16 protein-coding genes are annotated in these 21,149 nt (G+C 55.0%); 2 read left to right on the forward strand and 14 right to left on the reverse strand.

Features of this window, described 5'->3' with window-relative positions; all coding sequences use genetic code 11:
- Nucleotides 1-26: 26 nt before the first annotated feature.
- The 6 genes from G4Y73_RS08015 to cysD form a co-directional block, all read right to left on the reverse strand.
- A complete protein-coding gene (locus tag G4Y73_RS08015) occupies nucleotides 27-1,754 on the reverse strand; it encodes a tail fiber domain-containing protein (protein WP_164231026.1) in 1,728 nt (575 codons plus the stop codon).
- Between the two features lie 121 nt (nucleotides 1,755-1,875).
- A complete protein-coding gene (locus tag G4Y73_RS08020) occupies nucleotides 1,876-2,916 on the reverse strand; it encodes an MraY family glycosyltransferase (RefSeq protein WP_164231027.1) in 1,041 nt (346 codons plus the stop codon).
- Nucleotides 2,917-2,940: 24 nt separating this feature from the next.
- Nucleotides 2,941-4,575 (reverse strand): hypothetical protein, encoded by a 1,635-nt coding sequence (locus G4Y73_RS08025; RefSeq protein WP_164231028.1) that lies wholly within the window; start codon nucleotides 4,573-4,575, stop codon nucleotides 2,941-2,943.
- A complete protein-coding gene (locus G4Y73_RS08030; protein ID WP_164231029.1) occupies nucleotides 4,572-5,660 on the reverse strand; it encodes a hypothetical protein in 1,089 nt (362 codons plus the stop codon). The genes G4Y73_RS08025 and G4Y73_RS08030 overlap by 4 nt, the downstream gene beginning before the upstream one ends.
- Before the next feature lie 368 nt (nucleotides 5,661-6,028).
- Nucleotides 6,029-7,954 (reverse strand): sulfate adenylyltransferase subunit CysN, encoded by a 1,926-nt coding sequence (gene cysN, locus G4Y73_RS08035; RefSeq protein WP_164231030.1) that lies wholly within the window; start codon nucleotides 7,952-7,954, stop codon nucleotides 6,029-6,031.
- Nucleotides 7,954-8,856 carry a sulfate adenylyltransferase subunit CysD gene (gene cysD / locus G4Y73_RS08040; RefSeq protein WP_164231031.1) on the reverse strand — a complete coding sequence of 301 codons (903 nt, stop codon included), beginning with the start codon at nucleotides 8,854-8,856 and terminating at the stop codon, nucleotides 7,954-7,956. The genes cysN and cysD overlap by 1 nt, the downstream gene beginning before the upstream one ends.
- A gap of 141 nt (nucleotides 8,857-8,997) precedes the next feature.
- On the opposite strand from cysD, the gene G4Y73_RS08045 reads away from it, so the two are divergent.
- Together G4Y73_RS08045 and G4Y73_RS08050 are read left to right on the forward strand one after the other, a co-directional pair.
- Nucleotides 8,998-10,593: a peptidoglycan DD-metalloendopeptidase family protein gene (locus tag G4Y73_RS08045; protein ID WP_164231032.1), complete on the forward strand. Its 1,596-nt coding sequence runs from the start codon at nucleotides 8,998-9,000 to the stop codon at nucleotides 10,591-10,593.
- 244 nt (nucleotides 10,594-10,837) lie between these two features.
- Nucleotides 10,838-12,610: a tail fiber domain-containing protein gene (locus G4Y73_RS08050; protein ID WP_164231033.1), complete on the forward strand. Its 1,773-nt coding sequence runs from the start codon at nucleotides 10,838-10,840 to the stop codon at nucleotides 12,608-12,610.
- A gap of 242 nt (nucleotides 12,611-12,852) precedes the next feature.
- Here the strand turns inward: G4Y73_RS08050 and G4Y73_RS08055 are convergent, their stop codons facing one another.
- The 8 genes from G4Y73_RS08055 to G4Y73_RS08090 all read right to left on the reverse strand — a co-directional run bounded on the left by G4Y73_RS08055 (nucleotide 12,853) and on the right by G4Y73_RS08090 (nucleotide 21,143).
- The gene (locus G4Y73_RS08055; RefSeq protein ID WP_164231034.1) at nucleotides 12,853-13,518 is read right to left on the reverse strand and encodes a class I SAM-dependent methyltransferase; all 666 of its coding nucleotides are present in this window, start codon (nucleotides 13,516-13,518) and stop codon (nucleotides 12,853-12,855) included.
- A 100-nt stretch (nucleotides 13,519-13,618) separates the two neighbouring features.
- Nucleotides 13,619-14,956 (reverse strand): hypothetical protein, encoded by a 1,338-nt coding sequence (locus tag G4Y73_RS08060; protein ID WP_164231035.1) that lies wholly within the window; start codon nucleotides 14,954-14,956, stop codon nucleotides 13,619-13,621.
- Nucleotides 14,949-16,043 carry a DUF1972 domain-containing protein gene (locus G4Y73_RS08065; RefSeq protein WP_164231036.1) on the reverse strand — a complete coding sequence of 365 codons (1,095 nt, stop codon included), beginning with the start codon at nucleotides 16,041-16,043 and terminating at the stop codon, nucleotides 14,949-14,951. Before G4Y73_RS08065 ends, G4Y73_RS08060 begins: the two co-directional genes overlap by 8 nt.
- Complete coding sequence (locus G4Y73_RS08070; protein ID WP_164231037.1) at nucleotides 16,040-16,948, reverse strand: sulfotransferase; 909 nt, start codon at nucleotides 16,946-16,948, stop codon at nucleotides 16,040-16,042. The genes G4Y73_RS08065 and G4Y73_RS08070 overlap by 4 nt, the downstream gene beginning before the upstream one ends.
- 142 nt (nucleotides 16,949-17,090) lie before the next feature.
- Entirely contained in the window at nucleotides 17,091-17,972 is an 882-nt protein-coding gene (locus tag G4Y73_RS08075) for a class I SAM-dependent methyltransferase (protein ID WP_164231038.1), read from the reverse strand.
- Between the two features lie 43 nt (nucleotides 17,973-18,015).
- Nucleotides 18,016-19,017 (reverse strand): sulfotransferase, encoded by a 1,002-nt coding sequence (locus G4Y73_RS08080; RefSeq protein ID WP_164231039.1) that lies wholly within the window; start codon nucleotides 19,015-19,017, stop codon nucleotides 18,016-18,018.
- A 17-nt stretch (nucleotides 19,018-19,034) separates the two neighbouring features.
- Nucleotides 19,035-19,880, reverse strand: coding sequence for a sulfotransferase domain-containing protein (locus G4Y73_RS08085; RefSeq protein WP_164231040.1), 846 nt, complete (start codon nucleotides 19,878-19,880; stop codon nucleotides 19,035-19,037).
- A 48-nt stretch (nucleotides 19,881-19,928) separates the two neighbouring features.
- Nucleotides 19,929-21,143, reverse strand: coding sequence for a glycosyltransferase family 4 protein (locus tag G4Y73_RS08090; protein ID WP_164231041.1), 1,215 nt, complete (start codon nucleotides 21,141-21,143; stop codon nucleotides 19,929-19,931).
- Between the last annotated feature and the right edge of the window lie 6 nt (nucleotides 21,144-21,149).

Genomic DNA, 21,149 nt, shown 5'->3' on the forward strand with positions numbered 1-21,149 from the left:
CCTGAATACTTCAGGTCACTCCCTGGTCAATTCATACTGGCTTGAGAGACCAAGGCGTCCACTGCCTTTTCGAGAAGTTCCACCTTGGCGGACAACGCATCGACTTCCGTCTGCTTATCATCCAGCTCTTGCTTGAGCGCCTTGATCGCGGCAAACGAAATGCCTGTTGTATCAATCATGTTCAACGTCTTGCCATCGCTCAGGCCAAATGCAGCCTGAAATTCTTCGGCCATAGCACCTATGTGACGCGTGCCTTTTGGTTCCTTCCGGTAGCGCCACTCGGAAATTTCGAGCGACACTAGCTTCTGCAGAATCTCCTCAGCTTTCACCGGCTTGAAGTCGGTCTTCGTGGCTCGAGCCGAAGTAAGCAGTACGCCGTTTGCGGTAACGTCACCAGCAAACTCCGCGCTGCCATCAGCAAATAATTGCATTTCAACCTGTCCGGAGCCCACTTTGTTGAGCTGGAATCTCTCGTCGACGTTCTGCGTTCCGGCCACGGAAAATGTCCAGTTTACGTTGCCTTGTGAGGCATCTTGCAGGTGCATCGCGGGAACTCCATGGTTAACCAAGCTAAGCAATCTCTGATTGCCCACACCTGTATCTTCGATAAGCAATTGAGCTGTGTTGTCCGTCCTCTTAATATGGAGCGGTTGATTTGGTGATGAATTTCCAATCCCGACATTACCGCTGGCGGCGATGTCGATGGAACTGGTCGGCGCACCCGGCCGAATACGAAACGGCAGGCGGCTGCCGCCGGTCACATCACGAACAAAAAAGTTGGCTTCGTTTCCGGCGATATCCCAGGTCTGGGCGCTGAATCCGCCCGAGCTGTTCTGTTCAAGTCGAATGCCCGGTGTATTGTTTGTGTTGACATGAAGATCGAGTACCGGCGTGCTGGTGCGCAAACCGACCCGGCCCGTACTCGCCACAAAGAGTGAGTGTGCCGGGGCGCCGGCTGAAACGGTGAACAGGCGAGTGCCGGCTTCGCTGGAACCGCTCGCGCCCTGATCGATGATGCCAAGGTAATTGGCACCGCCGTTGGCGCTGTCATTGGCGCGGATCTGCCAGTTATTGTTCGGAAAGCTGCTGCTCGAACTCGTGTCATTGAATTGAAGGCGAACATTGTTCTCCTTCATTCGGATAGTATCGAATCCGAAGGTCTCGCCGTTTACGCAGTCGATACCGACACACTCGCTGCCCTGGACAACAAGGTCGTCGACAATGACTTGGTCACGGCTTCCACCGCCATCGGCGTCGTCAGTCTGCAGGCTGAAGCTCCCGCTGTCCTTGCCGGATGACTCGTGCTGTGCGACCGGCTCGTCGATATCGGGAGAGACAAAACTGCCGTCCGCGATGGCAAAGGTGCCGCTGTGCGGGCTGTCGAGCATGGTGACTGATCCAGCTGGAAAATGGAGCGCTTCGTGGTCGCCTCGAACCATATTCAGGCCTGTGCCAGTGATCCGCAGTTCATACTGGTAGACGCCATCAGAAAGCGACCTCCCAGGCAGTCTGGAGGGAGTAAACTCGACAACTGAGCCTGCGGAGAAGCTCTCGCGGTAGTAAAAGCCCTCGGGCCCACTGACAATCAAGTCGACGTCGAAGTCGAAGGCCTTGTCGGCGCCGGGCTCAATCAGCACGGTGTCGGAATAGACATGGGTCTGGAACAACTCGTCCGGCTGGGCCGAAAAGCCCACTGCAGATACGGCCAGTGCCAGGATTCCCACCAATAACGATCGGGGGATGCAAACATTCATGTTCTTTACCTCAGGTTTTTGCTGGAAATACCGGACTTCACGACCGGAATGTGCGGGCCGGAAACGCCCCTATTTGGGTCCAACATTAGCACCAATTCGCACAGGGGGAAAGATCACCAAGCTAACGTTTCTTGAGGTACCGCATCAACCGCCACGCTCGAATCGAACAAAGATATTGACCGATAAACACCGGGATCAGCCCCAGAAACAGCCACCACTCCGGCCACCCCTGACGCCAACCGGCCATGCCAATCAGGCCGAAGATGGTCATCACCAGAATTAGCACCCAGACCGTAACCATGACAGAAAAACCCGACCGCAGTAATACGTGGTGCAGATGCTCACGGTCAGCAGAGAAGGGGCTGCGACCCTTCATGATGCGGCGGATATAGAGAGTTAGCACGTCGAGTACCGGCAGAACCAAGATCCAGGCAATCGAGACCGGGTAGATCGACACATCCTCAACCTGGCTAAGATACACCGCCAGCCAGGCAAGTGCGAAGCCCAGCATCATGCTACCCGAATCCCCCATGAAAGCCGTAGCACAAGGCCGGCCTGGCACGCGCAGGTTGTAGCAGAGAAAACCGATCACAGCGGCCATCAAAACGCCGGCAACCCCGACAAACGCCCGCGAGGCGCCGCCAAGAATCCCGGCCGTCAACAGCATGGCCAGGGCCACAGCCACCAGCCCGCCGGCCAGACCGTCGGTACCGTCGGCCATGTTGATGGCATTGATCAGCAGCACCGTACAAAGCACGGTAAAAGGAATGGCCCACTCGCCCATCTCGATCGGTTTAACGCCAACCAGGTCACCGAGCGTGTGAATCTGGACCTCGCCCCAGGAAACCATCAGTATCGCCACCAGCACCTGGGCCGAGAGCTTGGCACTGGCACTCATGTCGATCAGGTCGTCGATCACGCCAACCATCAGCAGGATACCCATACCGACGATCAGGCTGGCGTAGGGCCGCAGGCTGGCTTCGATCATCAGCATGGCAACCGCAAAGCCCAGGAACATGGCCAGTCCGCCGATCAACGGCACTTCGCGGTCGTGGTTTTTGCGCCCGCCCGGCCGATCAACCAGGTTTACTGCATGCGCCGGACGCCGGAGTACCGGCACCGCCACTACCGCGAATAAAAAAGCAGCCAGAATGGCCGCCATGGAGCTGTAGGTCAGTGCCCCCATCTAAAGCATCTCCCACGCAGATTTCCCCCCTGATTCCAGAATGCGCCTCGCCAAAAAATACGGCGGATCGCCATCCGGGCTCAATTCTACCAGATCATCTCCCCAAGCCATCGGTAAAAACCTAATGGCGTACACAGACACACCCCGCGCGCTGCGCTCGCGCAGGCGTATTCGGTACTCGGCACCCTCATCTGCGCGAAAGGCCAACGAAAACGTCCGCGTGATGTCTTCGCCCAAATAGACCTCACGCCAAGCCCAACGTTTGCTGTTGCCCATGCCGCGCCGGAAGACTTCCAGCCGCACCCAGCCGGCTTGGTGCCCGCCGGTGAGATCAAACTCGACCTGCCAGATACCCTCGTCCAGGTCATCGAGCCAGGGCACTTCCACCATCCTGGGTCGCTTTCCTTCCTTAAGGCGCAGAGTCGAACCTCGACAATCAATTTGCGAGGCCGGACAGTCGGCCAGTTCGACATGCCGGCCGGCCACCGACTTGAGCGGAAGCTCGCGCGGCTCGTCCGGTTCGCTGGAACCGTCAACTGAAACGGGTTGCTCGTGGAGCGCAGCGTGTAAATCAAGAGTGACCATCACATCGTGAGGCCTGAGCCGACGGAGCCAGACCGTACGCAGTCCCAAACGTCCTACCACCGGTTGCGGCACGGCGGCATAACGGGCGCGGAAATACTCAAAAAGGCTTCCAGCAAAAATCACTACCGGTTGACTGTCGTCATCGAGCACGTCACGTAGATCGCTGACAAAACTCGCGACCTCGGCATCCAGGTCATTAATCGACTTATCTTCGGCCGGAATCCCAGAATACCTCGATACGGCATCGACGTGCCGCAACCACAATGACACCTGCCAACTGGCATCCAGCGACAACCACCCGATTAGAACTCCCAGGCCGGCCAGCATTCTTGTGCGGCGGCCGGGCAAGCTCGCTGGATCGACCAACAACAACGTCAGCAACACGAACAATCCGAGCCAACACACAACAGCCACCACAGGTGACACCCGCAGGGGCACGTAATCCGGACGAGTGTGATTGATGCTGCGTTGGGTCCAGCCGCCCAGGTCGACCAGGCTGGTCCAGAGCAGCCCCTGCAACTCGGTGAAATCGGGCCTGGCGCGATGCAGTTTGACTTGCTCGACCACGGTGGAAGGCCCGAGACCACCGCGCACGCGCAGGGTTACGAAATTGATCGAATCATCAGACAGGAACAGATCGCCGGCATCCAGCCGCCCTTCAAGCTTCTCGTCCAAGCGCAACGGGGCTTCACGCAGGCCGGCCAGATTCGCCGAACGCGAAACGCCAGCTTGCAGCTCATGATAAGTGCCCAACTTCGCAAAGTGCACGACAATAGCATCGAGCCAGTCAGCATCAATCGCGTCCGGCAACGCGCCGGCAACCAAAACATATCCCATGGGGCCCGGCGCCTGCAATTGCAGGCCGGATTCCCAAACCACGCCCTCACCCGCCACCACCTGCCAACTCTCGGATGGAACCACGTAGGTCGAGAGCACATGGCGATAATTATCGCCCAACATGATCCAAGTATTGAACGCGCCCCAAAGCAGCCCGGCAGCCAGTAGGCCTACCGCCACAAACCCGGGCACGCGTCGCGGCCGCCGAATCATATCCGGAGCTCCTGAATAAGTCCCCCCTGCCAGCGCAGAACCACCAAACCACCAAGAAGTCCAATCGCTGGCACCAAGTGCAACAGCAGGCGGTTGACGCTGGTGCCGTCGAGAACTGCATTGCCCAGTGTCGAAAAGGAAAAGAACCCAAGCAACAGCGTTAGTCCGCCCCAGGTCACGATGGCCATCATGGCGAAAACGCGTGCACGCAATGCATACCAGCAACTAGCCAGCACAAGACCCGGCACCAGGAACCAGAACAAGTGCCAGTTGGGATAGACGAACAGATGCCGCAGCAGTGCCGGCCACATCACGATCTCACGCCAAGCATCGACGTTGATCTTCGCAGGCCAAACAAACCCGTCATTTCCAAAGCCAAGCCGACCCAAGGTGCTGACACGAATCGGGTCACCGTAAACCCACAAGAATGTACAGAAACCGAGAAAGCCCAGCACAGCTAGCAGAAGTATCCAGCGAAAACGCACCCACCCGGCAACTAGGCCCAGGGCCAGCACAGGCGTCCACAAAAAACTTGTTTCCTTGATCATCAGCATGCCGGCAACGGCAACGCCTGTCACTAACAGCCATCGCGGCCCGAATGCATGAGCCAGCACGCCACCGCTGGTCGCGAGCAGCAGATACAATCCAATCCAGATATCACCGTACCCGGCCAGCACGGCTTGGGTGTTCAGAACGGGAAGAGTCAGCACGGCTGCTACGGCACCAATGGCCACGAGCAGGCTTCCGCCCACCATCCTGAGGGTCCCAAATATAACCAGGCCTGTACCGGCCATCGCCAGCGGCCATGCAAGGTTCATTAGAGCATCGTCGTAGTGACCGAGTGCCTGCAATGACCAGAGTTGAATCAGGCCAATACCAGGAGGATTCCAACTCCTGCCAGCAGTCCAAGTCGGCCCCTCGACCTGGAACCATCTCATCCCAGTCGCAAACTGCTCAAAATTTGACTGGAAGTACCAGACTTTGGCCTGCATGCCATAAGCAGACCACGCATCCCAGGGAAATAACGGCCGGTAAACAACCTCGAGCACAATGCCTGCCCAACGAAGCACCAGCCAAGCCAGCACGAGACAGATCAGCCATCGACTACCACGTGACAGCTCGCGTCTAGAGTCTGCTACCCAGCAGGTAGTCAGCACTTTCGTCCATCGACTCCGTCGCACCCAGGCAAGCGTAGCAAACACGGCTACCAAGCCAAGCTGTATCGCTACGTTTGACCCAAAATTCAGTCCAGAACCCCATTTCCCGAGTACCAGGTAGCCGCCGATGATGCTGACTAGGCCCAGCGGAAGCGCCAACCCGGCCACAAGCGGCCAGTAACCTGGTTGCCGGATCTGCGAGAGAACCATAACGAAAAGGGCTCCCGTCAGAAACGGGAGCCCCAATGCTAGAACGATTCTTGCCGCGTCCGCCAACAGCCTAGATCCTCACGAACTCAATGCAGGATACTCTTTCGCTTCAGGTATTCCAACACCACATCGACGCCCTCTTCAACTGACAATTCCTCAGTGTCAATTACGATCTCGGGATGCTCAGGCGGCTCGTAAGGCGAGTCGATACCGGTGAAATGCTTGATCGCACCGGCACGGGCCTTGGCATACAATCCCTTCGGATCTCGTCTCTCGCAGGTTTCCAGACTGGCACTGACGTAGACCTCGATAAACTCGCCCGGCTCCATCAGTTCGCGCACCAGTGCGCGATCGGACCGAAACGGTGAAATGAATGCCGTGATCACCACCAACCCGGCATCTGCCATCAGTCGCGCCACCTCGCCGATACGGCGAACGTTCTCAACACGATCTTCATCGGTAAAGCCCAGGTCCCGATTAAGTCCATGACGCACGTTGTCACCGTCGAGCAGATAGCTGTGATGCCCGCGCAGGAACAAGGCCTGCTCAAGGGCATTGGCCACCGAGGATTTGCCAGCACCTGACAGCCCGGTAAACCACAGCACCGCCGGACGCTGTGCCTTCTGCCCGGCACGCTGGGTCTTTGTGATCTTGTGCTCATGCCAGACCACATCGCGTGATTTGTCGGCCAACGTATCGGTCACCGGTCGCACGATCATAGCCGCACCGACGGTCAGATTGCTGATGCGGTCGACCACCACAAAGGCGCCGGTATGGCGGTTATGCCGATAGCTGTCGAAAGCTGCCGGGGCGCTCAATCGCCAGCGAACTAGCCCGATCTCGTTGAGGTTGAGCTGATCGACATGCTGACTTTCGAGCGTGTTCACATCAATGCGATGTTCGATGACCTCGGGAATCGCCGAGACAGATTTCGGTCCCAGCTTGATATCGTACTGCCGCCCTGGCAGGAGCGGCGCATCGGACATCCACACCACACGAGCATCCAGGGCCTCGGCCACCCGCGAGCGCTCGTCGGGATGCACCAGGAGGTCGCCACGACCGATATCGATCTCGTCTTGAAGGGTCAGTGTGACTGCCTGCCCGAACTCAGCGCGATCGATGTCGCCGTCAAAAGTCACAATGCGTTCGACCTGGCTTTGCCGGCCCGAAGGCATGACCATGATGGGATCGCCGACAGCAACCGACCCGCCGGCGATTGTTCCAGCGAAGCCGCGGAAATCAGAGCTGTGGCGATTGACATACTGCACGGGCAGGCGGAAATCCCTCGCAGCCTCGTGAGAGCGTTCTCCCGAGCATGACCCCACGCCACCCCCCGGTACACGCTCCAATAATTCCAGCAATGTCGGACCTTCAAACCATCCGAGGCTCTCTCCTCGCAAGGTCACATTGTCCCCGCCTAACGCTGCCACCGGCAGGCAATCCACCGACTCGAAATCCAGCTTGTTAGCAAATTCCCGGTAACCTGCCTCAATTTCCTCGAAGCGGCGCTGATCGAAGTCGACCAGATCCATCTTGTTGACCGCCACGATCACCCGCTTGATGCCCAATAACGAGACGATAAATGAGTGCCGCCTGGTCTGCGTTTGAACACCCTTGCGCGCGTCGATCAGGATCACCGCAAGATCCGCAGTCGAAGCCCCAGTTGTCATATTGCGTGTGTACTGCTCATGCCCGGGCGTGTCTGCAATAATGAACTTGCGACGAGCAGTGGCGAAATACCGATATGCCACATCGATTGTGATCCCCTGCTCCCGCTCCGACTGCAATCCGTCAACAAGCAAGGCGAGATCAGCCTCATCGCCAGTCGTACCCCACTTCTTGGAATCCCGGGCAACTGCAGAAAGCTGATCTTCATAAACCTGCTTCGAATCAAATAGCAACCGCCCGATCAACGTCGACTTGCCGTCGTCAACGGAACCACAGGTAATGAAGCGCAGAAGATCTTTGTCGGAGTCTTCTGCAAGGATTTTCTTAATATCTGTAACTGCCATCAGAAATAACCCTGAATCTTCTTTTCTTCCATCGACGCCCCGGAATCCTTGTCAATCGCCCTTCCCTGCCGCTCGGACTGACGCACCGAAATCGTTTCGGAGATGACGTCTAGTAGCGTCGTGGCATTCGATTCCACTGCCCCAGTCAGCGGCCAGCAACCCAGAGTACGGAATCTGACCATGCGCATTTCCGGCTTCTCGCCAGCCTCGAACGGCATCCGTGTATCGTCGTCGACCATCATTAGCATGCCATCGCGCTCCACGACCGGACGCTCGGCAGCAAAATACAGCGGAACCATGGGGATATCCTCAGCATAGATATACTGCCAGATATCCAGCTCGGTCCAGTTCGACAGAGGAAACACACGGATCGACTCGCCCTTATGAACCCGGCCGTTGTAGATATTCCACAGTTCCGGTCGTTGGCTCTTCGGATCCCAGCGATGATTGCGATCGCGGAACGAAAACACACGCTCCTTGGCCCGCGAACGTTCCTCGTCCCGCCGCGCTCCGCCAAAAGCGGCATCGAACCCGTACTTGTTGAGCGCTTGTTTGAGCGCCTGGGTCTTCATGATATCGGTGTGCACCTTCGAACCGTGGGTAAACGGTCCGACACCCTGCTCGACTCCTTCCTGGTTAATATGAACCAGAAGCTCCATACCGACTTCTTTCGCGATCTGATCGCGGAATTCGTACATCTCCCGAAACTTCCAGGTCGTATCCACATGCAATAGTGGAAACGGCGGCGGCGAAGGCCAGAATGCCTTACGCGCCAGATGCAGCATCACCGAAGAATCCTTGCCGATGGAATAGAGCATCACCGGGTTGGAAAACTCCGCCGCCACCTCGCGAATGATGTGGATGGATTCGGCCTCAAGTGCCTTCAAATGCTTATTGATCATAACCTCGTCAATACCGTCAATATACCGATGCAGGAGCGACCTGCTGGGCCTCCATGGCAGAATCTCTGGGGAACTTCCGTTGTTACAATGCGCTGATGTTAACCCAGACACCGCAGCCAATTACCGAAAAATTGACCGAAAATGGATGGATTTAAATTGAAATCTCTACTTCTCATTCTGTCCGCGGCCTGCTTCGCCTTGGTGACGGCCTGCTCGCCTGCCCCCGAGCCTGATCGGGATTCGCAATTTGCCAAGGATTGGCCAACGGATCTTGTGGTTCCGATCGAGGGGGCCACGTTCTCTCTGGTCGACAGAGACCTCCCCGGCGGCTCAGTGGAATACCGAGAAAGCCCCCACCAAGGCTTCGATTTTTCCAACGGCTATTCCGGCCGCCCCCTGTCACAAAACGAAGCAGCCGTTGCCGTCGCAGCCGGCGAGATCATTCGTATCGATCAAGAATATGCAGAGCCGGAACCCGATGTGCTCGCCTTCTGGGCCTCCATCGTCGATGCGCCTGGCCATGCCGGATCCTACGCACTCGACCGGGTACATGGTCGCCAGGTCTGGATTCGGCACGAGAAGGGTTATGTCTCCCGCTACGCCCACCTGTCCCGAGTCAATCCCGAGCTCGCGCCGGGCGACACCGTCGAGCAGGGCCAGCCGCTTGGCCTGATGGGAAATTCAGGCCTGTTGCCGAGCGAGGAGCAGCCGGACCCACCCCCGCGCCTTCACTTTGAGCTCTGGTCGCCAGACGGCTCAACCTACTTCGGGCGGGGCTTGTCACCGCTAAAGATCCATCAGCAGGTTGCCGCCTCGTTCGGTGTCACGGCCCTGCCCCGTTTTGCCCGAACCGTCGTCGAGCATGTCAATGATGGTGGAGAACCACCGGAAACCTATCCGCCAAGAGAATTTCCGGAAACGGAATTTTCTGTCGATCCGCCACAAAGCGTACAGGCCGGAAAAGCATTTGTCGCACCTATCACTTGGGAAGGTGAACACTTCGAGGCTGGAGATTTCTTTGCCCAGCTTGAAGGCCAGCCGCTGGGCATCCTTGATGCACCTGACGGGGCCTGGATAATTGGCGGAATGCCATGGGACTCAGGCGGACAGGAATTCAATCTCACTATCGGGGCCATCAACGAGTACGGTCAAACGCTTGCCGGCGGGCGGTCGGTGCAATCGATGCCGCCGGAGGATCCCCCGCTACCAGCGGAGGTAGCGCCCGAAATCTTTGCACTATATTCCCAGGAGAACCTGCGAACTGAAGCAGAACGCATTCTGCCCGTAATTCTGAATTCATTGTCTTCGACCGAGCCCCAGTGGAATCGCCCGTTCCGCCCGCCTCTGGAAGGCGATGTGGTCGGCGAGTACGGCCAACGGATTTTTCATGGGGTGCTTCGTCCCGACCATCCGCGCCCGGGACTCTGGATTCGCCCCGACGCTGCTCAGGAAGTGCTGGCAAGCAATGCCGGCACTGTCGCCATGGCCGATGATCTGCCGACTCGGGGAAAGACCGTGGCAATTGCACATGGTGGTGGCATAGTTACCGTCTATGCCCAGCTCGATGAGATTGACGTTGCCGATGGCGATCAGATTAACAGGGGCCAGAAGTTGGGACGAATTACTCGGGGTGTCGCCGGGGATATGGGTGCCCTGCGATGGGAGCTGCACGTCGGCGGAATCCCGGTGGACCCGGCGCCCTGGCTGGGCCAGATCCTGCCCCGGTCAGACGCCTGAGCCAAGCCAATGGCGCCAAGCTTGCGAAACTTTTTCAGGATCCGATGGCATGAATCATGTCTGATTCCCGTATGAGTAGAGTGAACCGATGCACAGTCGCACGTCCAGCGCATGCAGGCTGCGGCTGAGTTGCTCGGTGAGACGCGATGGCCGGGTGCATTAACTTTTTTTTAACGCCCGACTACTTAAATTCAGATTCGCGTTCCACAAACGCTTCACCGGTAACTACTTAGGGAGTATTACCATGCGAAATACGAAACTTGTAATATCGACTCTCGCAGCGCTGGCGGTCTCCGCGGCCATATTCGGCCCGGGCACCCCGAATTCCGCTGAGGCGCAGGATTTATCCATCAGTTCCGACACGGAAGTGTACGTTGGCCCTGAATTTATCGACATTCAGACGGCAAATACTTTCAATTCAGCGGAACTTCGAATCGCCGGCCCGAAAGGGTACGCTTTGACGCTGAATGTGCCGAAAAGCGGTTCATTCGTGACCGCCGATTTGCTTCTTGAAGCAAAATCCCCACATTTCCAGCATTCTGCAGATGGACAGGCGTCGGCACAATTGCTCGAAAAGCTGCCAGATGGCATCTATACCTACGAACTGATTACGTTCTCCGGCGATGGCGTCCAGCAACGCGTGACGGGGCAATTTCATGTTGATGGTGGCACCGCTATTGAAAAACGTTCCCTGGATGGGGCTGATCTTGAAACCGACGAAGGTCTGAGCCAAAACGCGCAACCCGGGATAATCCAACGCGTAGCTGGAAACTTACTCGACTTCTTGGTGCCGAGCGCTCACGCGGACACTTTTGCGGAAGTTGCGACTAATGAACTTTGCGTAAACGACGGTTGTACGGAGCCGGAAAGCTTCCCGGTTATTGACAGTTGGATCGCAAAATCCAAAATGAAGCGAACCGCTCCCAGCCGGCTCCTCTTTGAAGTTGATGACCCAGATTGGCATGATTGGGCTATAGTTCCGAATGCTGGTATCTCCACAGACCCTCAGAACTATTTTGCTATAAAGAATGTTTCTCTGGGCAACGACCCATTCAGAATTGACGGTAACGCGCCAGAAGACAGCCTCCGGATTCTTGACTCAGGCAATGTCGGCCTTGGGCTTGCCGCTCCACAGGCAAGGCTCCATATTCGCAATTCCGGCTCATCCTTTTTCCCGACTCCCAATACCTTGCTTTTCACAACCTCTTTCTTCAATGCTATTTCGGGAACCACTACTACTCGCGACTTCAGAGTTCAGCACTTCACCACCGGACTGTTCTTCTACAACGACAATGGAAGAGCTGGCGGCTTTGCCTATAATGCACCTGTGAACTCGCTTGAAGTTACGGCGAATGGCGTGGGGATGGGGACTAACAACCCCACTCATAAACTACATGTCACTGGAGACGATGCCGGTACAGGCAATAGTCAGAACGTACAAGTTTTGGTTCAGAACACCAGCGGCACAGCTGCTCCCAGAAACCTGTTCCGCCTAATCAACAATGGCAACGTTGGTTTTCAGTTCATTAATACTGAAGCAGCGAATTGGACATTTGCCGCACGTTCGGAAGGGGATTTCATGTTCAATCGTGTCGGATCTGGTCAGGTTGAATTTCGTGTAACTGATGGCGGCGATGTTTACACATCAGGATCTGTGAATCCCTCATCAAGTCGTGCGCTCAAACAGGATATCGCTGACTTGAACGGCCAAGAGTTGCTCACAAAGTTGGATGAATTGCCAGTTCACGAGTGGAGCTATATCAAGGATCCAGACAGTCGTCATATTGGCCCGATGGCTGAAGATTTTTACGACGTCTTTGGGCTTGGAACGAGCAACAAGCACATTTCCACCACCGATATGGCAGGTATTGCCCTTGGAGCCGTCAAGGCACTGAAGCAAGAAAATGAAGCCCTGCGAAAGGAAATCTCTGAACTGGGAGCGCTTCAAGAGCGCATAGCCTCCCTGGAATCAGTTCTCATGCCCGACGCCAATACCGCAATAACGAAATCTGAGTAACTTAGAAATCCCCTCAACTCAAACCACTTGGCTGCCCGCGCATCTGCGCGGGCAGCCAATTTAAGGGCGCGAAGAACAAATTTGTTTTTGCATGCTCGGATAAATGGCCGCTTCCCCACCCAAGCAACGCGAACTCGTAGTAAAGGTGGGCACCCACCTCGAACCATTGACCACCAACGAGTTGCTTTCTCGCAGTAGTTATCTGAATCCACGCACTACCGCTCACCGCTCCGATTCTTCGGTCACCAAACTTGGTGCTTGGAATCTGAAGATTTCACACTCATTCTCAGCATCCTCTGCGCGTCCTGGGAACGCTTTCCAGAAATGTGCCCAAGACTTTTGAGAGAGCCGATATCCTCAACATCCAGCCCGTGCGATCTGCACGCATTCCGGTAGAACGATAGAGGGCGAGTCACGACTGGAAATCCCTGCCACTCGCCATCATCGGCATCACCAACATTTACATTAGCAAAAAACACCCCATTCTCTTGAAGATGACGCGCGGCAAACGCAAGCGACGCCTCCAAAATCTCATCTGTCATGTGGATCAATACGGAAAAGGACCAAATATAATCAAATTTCTTTCCTAACTCTGCCGTAACGGGGTCTGTTACCAGCAGGAGTTGAGGTTTTTTACCCTGCAAGCCACTCTGCGAAAGCTCTGAACGGGCTTCCTCTAGCACCTCCTCGCGTACATCGATACCGTAATATCGACCTTTTTCAAGAAAGTCAATCAAGGGGATACCGCCCCTGAGCGTCCCACAACCCATGTCTAGAAAAAAATGCTTTGGCTTGATTCCGCTGCTTTGTAGAAAATCGAGCTGGAAAGCTCGCTTCATGCGCCAGAGTTCGGGATTTCCAACCAGAGCATGGCGGCGTTCCATTTCGCCGCTTAGCAGCAGCTTCACCTGACGTAGAGCCCGCCCGGAAGTGTATCGAAACTTCTTTAATAGATTAGTCATAAATATCAATCGCCATTCAAAGGCGCTGTCCAAAGGCAGTGAGATCTCACTTAGGATGGGCAAGGGCGACCCCAAGTTTACCCTCACGATCCAGCGCCGCAAAAAATGCAAGTGAAAATATCATACCGTAATACGAACTGTTGAAGAACGGCCGCATGCCGAACATAAGCACCGCAATGCAGAGCATCAGCAGAAAAACTCGATTGCCGTACCCACTAAACCGAAAGACTGAGCGCTGTGCGCTGGCTCCAGCTTGCATCAATAACACCAAGGAGCTCAGGAAAAGAACCATGCCCAACACACCGAACTCCCCCATTATGGACCCAACGTTCGAATCTTGGACTCGTCCTTCGATGACCGCTGGCAAACTATCGATCTCGAGTTTCTGATACACGTCGCTCTCGTGAGCCAATGCCGAGCCGAATGTCGCACTTCCAGTTCCAATCGGAAAATTAGTTGCAGCCAATCTTGCTCCGTAGTAGGCCATTACCCAGCGCGTATAGCGACTCTCTTCAACCGGCGTCTCAATCAAGTAATCAACGGTTGATTCTGTCTTTTGAAACAGCAGCTGGGAAGAACCGGTAACTGAAAGCAGGATTGTGCCCATCAAAGTAATGAATACGAGCTTTCGAATGGGCGCGCGAGAGAATACAGCACCAAAAATCAAGATCATCATAGCGGTCCTTGACCCAGTCAAGGCGACGCCAGAAACAAGCAAGATAACCCAAAAATACCATGTCAGGCTTTTTACTTTCTTTTCTGGAAAGAACCAGACAACACAGCTGAGAGCAAGCAATACACCCAGCGCGTTCGGGTTTCTCTGTACGCCGTCGAACCGATCGAATAGATACCGGCCCGCTCCGACGTCACTGAAAGGCGATCCGAAAATTGCCTCAAACGTTCCGGGGAATATGATTTGTAGCAACAGTCCGAGCAGCGATCCAAACGTAGCCAACTCGAGGCTCAGCCGCGCAATACCCCGATAGCGACGTTCAATTAAAAATACTGCAACAAATGCAAAAAAAAGCTGCACGTGAAGAAGTGACTGAACACCAATCTCATAAATGTTTCGATTGACCCCAAACGCAGCCGACACCCAGAACAGATAGACAAAGAGCGCAGGCGGCAGAAGCATCACCGCCGAAAGCCTTCGGGAAGCGCACTGTATCCAAAGGGCGACGCAGAATAGAATTACAAGCAGAACTTCGTCCAAGTTTGAAGCACTGCGCCCTGGCAGTACCGTCTCGAACAACTCCTGAAACACCAGTGCCAGTACTGCAGTCACAATCATCAGGCGCGCCGGCGAAACCGTCAACACTCCCGACAGCCCTTGAGGCCGCTGGGATACGAACCCCACACAATCGCCAGACCGCACCTCACCCATAGTTCACCTGCTGCAACACATCGAAATACGCAGCACCAATGCGTCGCCACGTATAGCGCTTCTTTGCGATTTTTAACATGGCGCGACCATTGGATTCCAGCGCGGCAAAATCAGTGGATTGTTGTAGCAGACTAGATAACTCGTTGGCATCACGGAAGTAGTACGCGCAGGATTCCGTTGTGGAAATGTTAAATTCGCACCGATAAGCAAAAATTGGTACACCGAAGTGCATCATCTCTACAAGCGCTGGATTCGTGCCACCGGCGGAATGCCCATGTATGTAGACCCAGGCTCGATCGCGAATCGCACGCACTCGAGAAGCATCATAGACAGGGTCCAGAAATCGCAAGTTAGGAGTTGCATCAAACTTCGACCGAAGATACCGACCGTATTCACTGTCCGACCAGTTCCCTACTGCCACAAGCGACTGATTCGAGTGCCGCGAAAAGGCCTCAAGCACAACGTGCAGATTATTTTCCGGCTCAACACGACACAACGACAGGGCGTAGCGCGGCGGCAGCGCAAGATCGCTTACGTCGGCTGGCGATTCAGCAACCGCATGGTCGCCACCATATTCGATCATATGTGGATCAACGCCGTATTGCCTTCGAAGGTACTGCGCAATGACTTCGTTGTCGGCAATAGTGCCGTGGGAAAAGCGAACGCAAGACCACTCCGAGAGGCGCAGGAAGGCTTGTGTGAACTTGCCCCACTTCTCGCGTTGCCACTCAATCCCGTCAATGTTGGTCACGATCCGGGTTCTTGAAATCAAGCGCAAGAGCGGCAGGATCAGCGCGCCCGAAACCCCCAACAGCAGCACTACGTCTTCTCGCCGGCGAACAGCATCGAGCAAAGACAACACATCGTAGAGAATGCTCGAAATTCCGTTGGCGCTGAGGGGAAAATAGCGCAACTTTGCTTCAAGAAAACTCGAAGCCCCCCGATCGCTTCCGACACTACTGCAATAAACTGATACCTCTTCTTTTCGGCCAGCCACTCTATGGTGGCGTACTAAGTTTTCAGCCAGCGTTTCGAAACCACCATAGCGTGCCGGAACTCCAACAGTGCCTGCAATAGCAACCCTCATGACAGGAGACCGTCGATATCAGTTTGAGTTTTGTTCACCGCGTGACGAAGAAATGCCGGCAAATCGACCTGAGGTTTGGAACTTTTCGGCGTTAAAATTGATTCCGCATACTCGACAAACCGCTGCTCCGGATCAAGAGAACAGAAATCAGTAATACGCAACAGCTCTGACCTAGGGGAACGGCAAAGCTTTTCATAGGAAACGTGAAGCACCCTCTCTGGCATTTGAGATAAGTGGGTCAGGCCCTCACGCATTGTCACCAACCACTCGACAGCAGCACGCTCACAATGGTTGCTTGATGTCAACAGCGACTGCCGATGCTCACGTAGGTCGTCGTGCTCCGGGACGAGCTGTTCGACAAGAAGGCGCCACTTCCGCCCATCACGGCCCCACCAATCATCCCGGGTCGACGAGGTCTCTACAGCGTGATCTCTTGACCATTGGTCAATCGATGAAAGCGTGTCGTCGGCGCGACGTGAGATGAAGATAAAGCGAGCGTCTGGAAACAAAGCTTTGAGGAAGGGGACGCGAAAAATCATCTCCGGATACTTCTCCACGATCCGGCTGGAAAAGCTCAACGCCGAATACCAGCCATAGAGCCTGTGCACCCGACCCAATATCAGTTCGTCCGCATCACTTGAGTCAAACCGATATCGCGCGATGTCGGTGTGATAGCTCCCTACAAGGTCCTCATCAGATAGAAGTGACGCCCAGATAGCTTTGGGCTCGTTCAGAAAACCAACCGAGTGATGCATCGCCAAAACAAGACCCAGAACTGTGGTACCTGACCGTCCCGTTCCCGTTATAAATATCGGCCGGTCAACACGTCCTGGCACCGGCAATCGCTTCATAACGGCCAGGTTGGAGAAGACAAATGGATTGATCCAACGGCCGCGAGTAGTCACAGGCCTACCTTCAAAAAACAGGTAGGCGCAAAGGCGGGGCCAAACCTTCCAAGGCCTTGTCGAAATGAACTGACGGTCCAGTTGAGCTACCATTCCCAGCTCGCGCTCAGAAAATGTAAGAGAAATCCGGAGCGTGCCGATTTCATTCCGTAGCCTGCGGCTTCACTGCCGTGACGACGTCCTGGGAAAAGCGCCCGGTGGCCTTTATTCCATCCTCTTTTCGGAGACCGCTCAGTACCGGGGAATCGAGGCGATTCAAGCCAGCGTTCGACAAGGCTTCATCAAAGAATTTCATGAAATAGCCGACACAGATCTCGGGAAGTTCCTTTTCAGTGGATCGAAAGGGCCCCCTGCCATAGGAAAACGTTTGCCCATTGAAACAACAATCATGATCCATAAGAAATGTTGTGAATACAACTCGCCCCCCCGGCTTGAGCAATCGAGCGATTTCGACTAAGTAATGGGATACATCATCTGGCATCATATGTGTGAATACCGACACTAGGAAGACCACATCGTAGGAATTGTCATCGCGAGGAAAACGATATTCATTCGCAACACATGCGCCCTGTGGATTGTATTCGGCGTTACGAACATCAATGAATTGAAAGCGACAGCCGTGGTGCAAAAGCGTGCGGTTGCGTGCGGCCGACTCAATTGATACACGATCTATGTCCAACCCTTCGTAGGTAAAATAATCCAGCTGACGAGCTATGGCGAATGCATTGCGACCGCACCCGCATCCTATCTCCAGCACTTTATCTCCGGACTTAAGCCATCCGCGATCGCGCAACTCGGATACAAATGAGTCGCCCATTTTTCTAAATTTGACGCCCCCGAACTGACCACGCAGGCCATTGGAGCGCGCCCGGACAGACATGCGTGGAAAGGAACTCATATTGCGTGCGCAACGAACCAGATAGTCGATTGGATCGCTGAGTTTAAGCGCCACGGAAACCAGAGGATGTTTCCAGGTCACCCCAGAAATTAAGGCTTGTCGCAGTCGGCTTAGATATTCACTCATGCCAATGATTTCCGTTTAATAATCAATGTAGGGTTCATGCACGTCAACCGAACCGGCGTCTGAAGAATTCAACAGGATTTGCAAGTCGCCCGAGGTTGAGAAGAACGGCTACGAACAACTTGGGCGGCAGCGTAAGGAGCGACCAGGCAAGCCCGATAGGATTCGGGCGCGCCTTCGCCGGCTCATAGCCTCTGGAAATCATGCTCGGAGCAGCCACCTTCTCACAGAGAAATTTTTCAGCGCTAGCTAGTCCGCCTCGCCTCCACGCGCCCACTCGGGCCACATTCATACCTCGCAATTGCTCGTCGTCACGCGCCTGGGATGATCCGCGCCACTCGACATCCATCATCTCAGGATCATGAGAAATTCCCAAGAATTTGCAAATCTCAGAAAGTGCTTGCTCAGGCTCCCTCACGATTGACTCGTAACCAACTTCGAAAAATCTACCATGCTGTCTTAAAGTATCTGCCTTGTGGATCACCGAGACCCACAATCGAGCTGTCAACCAGGGATGATAATTCGCCCACGAGCGCAGAGTCCAGATTAAGGGAAAACCGCCGGCGGACATCCCCGAACGACGCCAGCGATTCTTTTGAGACAGCAATACATCACGAGGATCACGATGAACATGGATGATCCGGCAGTCCGGATAGGCTTCGAGAAGGAGATCGGCAACGAAGATGTATCGTGGCGTATGCTCGCAGGGGACCCGCTTGCCTGCCATGCGGGCCTCGCGGGTCATGAGCGATCGATACAAGGCGATGGGATCACCGAGCTCATCGTCCTTTATCGCGGACTCGACTTCTTCCCGATACTTGCCCGGTTGAACCTCGGTGAAAACCCCCTCGCGGGCTGCAGTCAGCAGCTTCTCTCCGCTTTCGAGTAAACGCCCATGGCTCCATGAGGGGCGTGAAGAAATCTCAGCGGCCGTAACAAGACGCTCGAAGAAATGGATTTCATCTACGGTGTGCACGTCGGCACTCCGCCCCAGAATCCGCCCCAGCATCGTTGTTCCACTACGACTGTTTCCGACAACGAAGATCATACAAGCTCAATCCTTGGTTAGGATTCGACCCACCGACGAATCAACGCCACCGTTTGGTCGCCGACTTGAATCTGAAAAGGACCCTCTTTCACAAACAAGTGTTTGCGAATATTACGACTCATGGGCCTAAGCCATGCGCGCATTTTCGATCTTTTTCGCAGACGGTGACTTATGTGCAATCGCAGCCTGTCGAACAAACGGACAACTCCCGGACTCCGGGCGACACGCGTCTTATTGCTTGTCGCGAAATTCTCTACGGACAGGCTTTCAGGATCGATGCCTGAGAAGCGGCAAACCTCAGCAACGACGCCAAGCGGATCGGACTTGAGCCGGTCAAAGGGAAGTTCGAGGAGACGGAGTCCGAATGCTGTGCGAAATGCCTTGAGGTACGATTCGCGGCATTGGTCTAGAGTGCGATAGGGAACGGGCGTTTCCGGATTAATCGAGGATCTGGACTGGAAGAGAACGTAATCGTCGAAAGAAAGATTCTTGGGCAACAAACCCCGTTGTCGAAAATACTCATACGCCGAAATCATCCTTGACACCGGGTCACGGCGAATGATAACAACTCGGCACTCCGGCAGAAGCTGGGGAAGCACCAGCGGCAACCGATTGTACAAGTAGTCCGGCGTCGCTTCGAGAAGGACGTTTCGATCGGTATCTCGAAACAACTCTAGATACGAGTCGAGGTTGGTACCATTGTAGGTGGAAGGTCGAGCAAGCGGATAGTCTCGGTCAAGGAAGAACCTTGTTTCCTTGACCACGGAGGCACCAATATCCGGATGAAAAGAAAGCCAGCGATAGAGCGAGGTCGTACCGGCCTTAGGCTCACCCGCAATTACGAGAAAGCGGCGGTCAGTCACACTGGATGCACCTTTGGAGATCATAGTGCCTGACCGCACGAAACGAGATTAGCTCTCACGATCGTTCCGCTCAATAGCCTGCCCGTAAACCCCCATCAGTTTTGCAAGATGACTGCTGGAACTGAATCGATCAAGCACATCTGAACGTGCGGCTTGGGCCAGCACCGACAGATCGGAACGCTCCAACCGCTCGATAGCCGCAGTCAGAGACTCGATACTTCCCGCAGTGAATACAAAGCCATCGATACCGTCACGAATCAGCCCGGGAATAGCCCCCATGTCGGATCCGATAACCGGCGTACCCGAAGCCTTGGCCTCGAGCACGGTCAGGCCGAAAGGCTCGTACCATTCGGATGGCACGACCACGGCACGTGCCTTCGAAACCAAATCATGTAGCTTCTCGCCCTCAAGAAACCCCAAATGCTCGATGTACTTCGATCGACCCGCGAATGCGGCAAGCTCGCCCTGCCAGCTACCCGTCCCGGCAAGAATGAGCCGTCGACCGGATTGGTGTGCTGCCTCCACCAGCGTCGGCACGCCCTTGAGAGCTTCAATTCTTCCAAAATAGAGAAGGTAGTCACCTTTCTCATTGGAGGCACAGGGACGGAATGCATCCACATCGACGAAGTTGTTGATGACCATCAGCTTCTCTTCCGGAAGGCCTGCACGCAGCATCACTTTGCGTTGGAACTCGCTTATACAGATAAATCGATCGATGTGCCGAACGTCCCCCTGAAGGCGGGACGCCCAGAACTCGGCTAGCATCAGCATCGAGCGAGAAAGCGAATCGTCTTTACATCTGTGCTTAACAAGATTCCACGTCGAGCCATTGACACAAAGATCACACGGGTGACCGCCTCGTACCATTGTGTAAATCGGACAGGCCAATTTGTATTCATGAAGCGTCTGAACGATTGGTATACGGCGACGACGAAGTTCGCCAAGGATCGAAGAAGTGAGCTGACCATAATAGATGTGTAGATGAGCGACGTCGACAGCGGCGAGGTCGGAGAGCATTGCGGACAAGCCCCGACGGGCGGCACGGTTGTGAAGAAATCGAGGGGTGGATAACACACCGGCCTTCCGCGTGTCCAGCGTGGTCGGAAAGTAGCAATTTTCTGGATTGCGTTGTTGCCCACGGGCAATTGTGGCGAATGGTGTTACCCGATGACCCGCGTGTTTCAGCAGTTGCGATGTCTCAAAGAAAACGACATCCGAGCCTCCACGCACATGATCGTAGTTGTTGACTTGTAAAATGTGCATTCAAGT

This window comes from Wenzhouxiangella sp. XN201, from assembly GCF_011008905.1.
Classification (GTDB): domain Bacteria; phylum Pseudomonadota; class Gammaproteobacteria; order Xanthomonadales; family Wenzhouxiangellaceae; genus Wenzhouxiangella.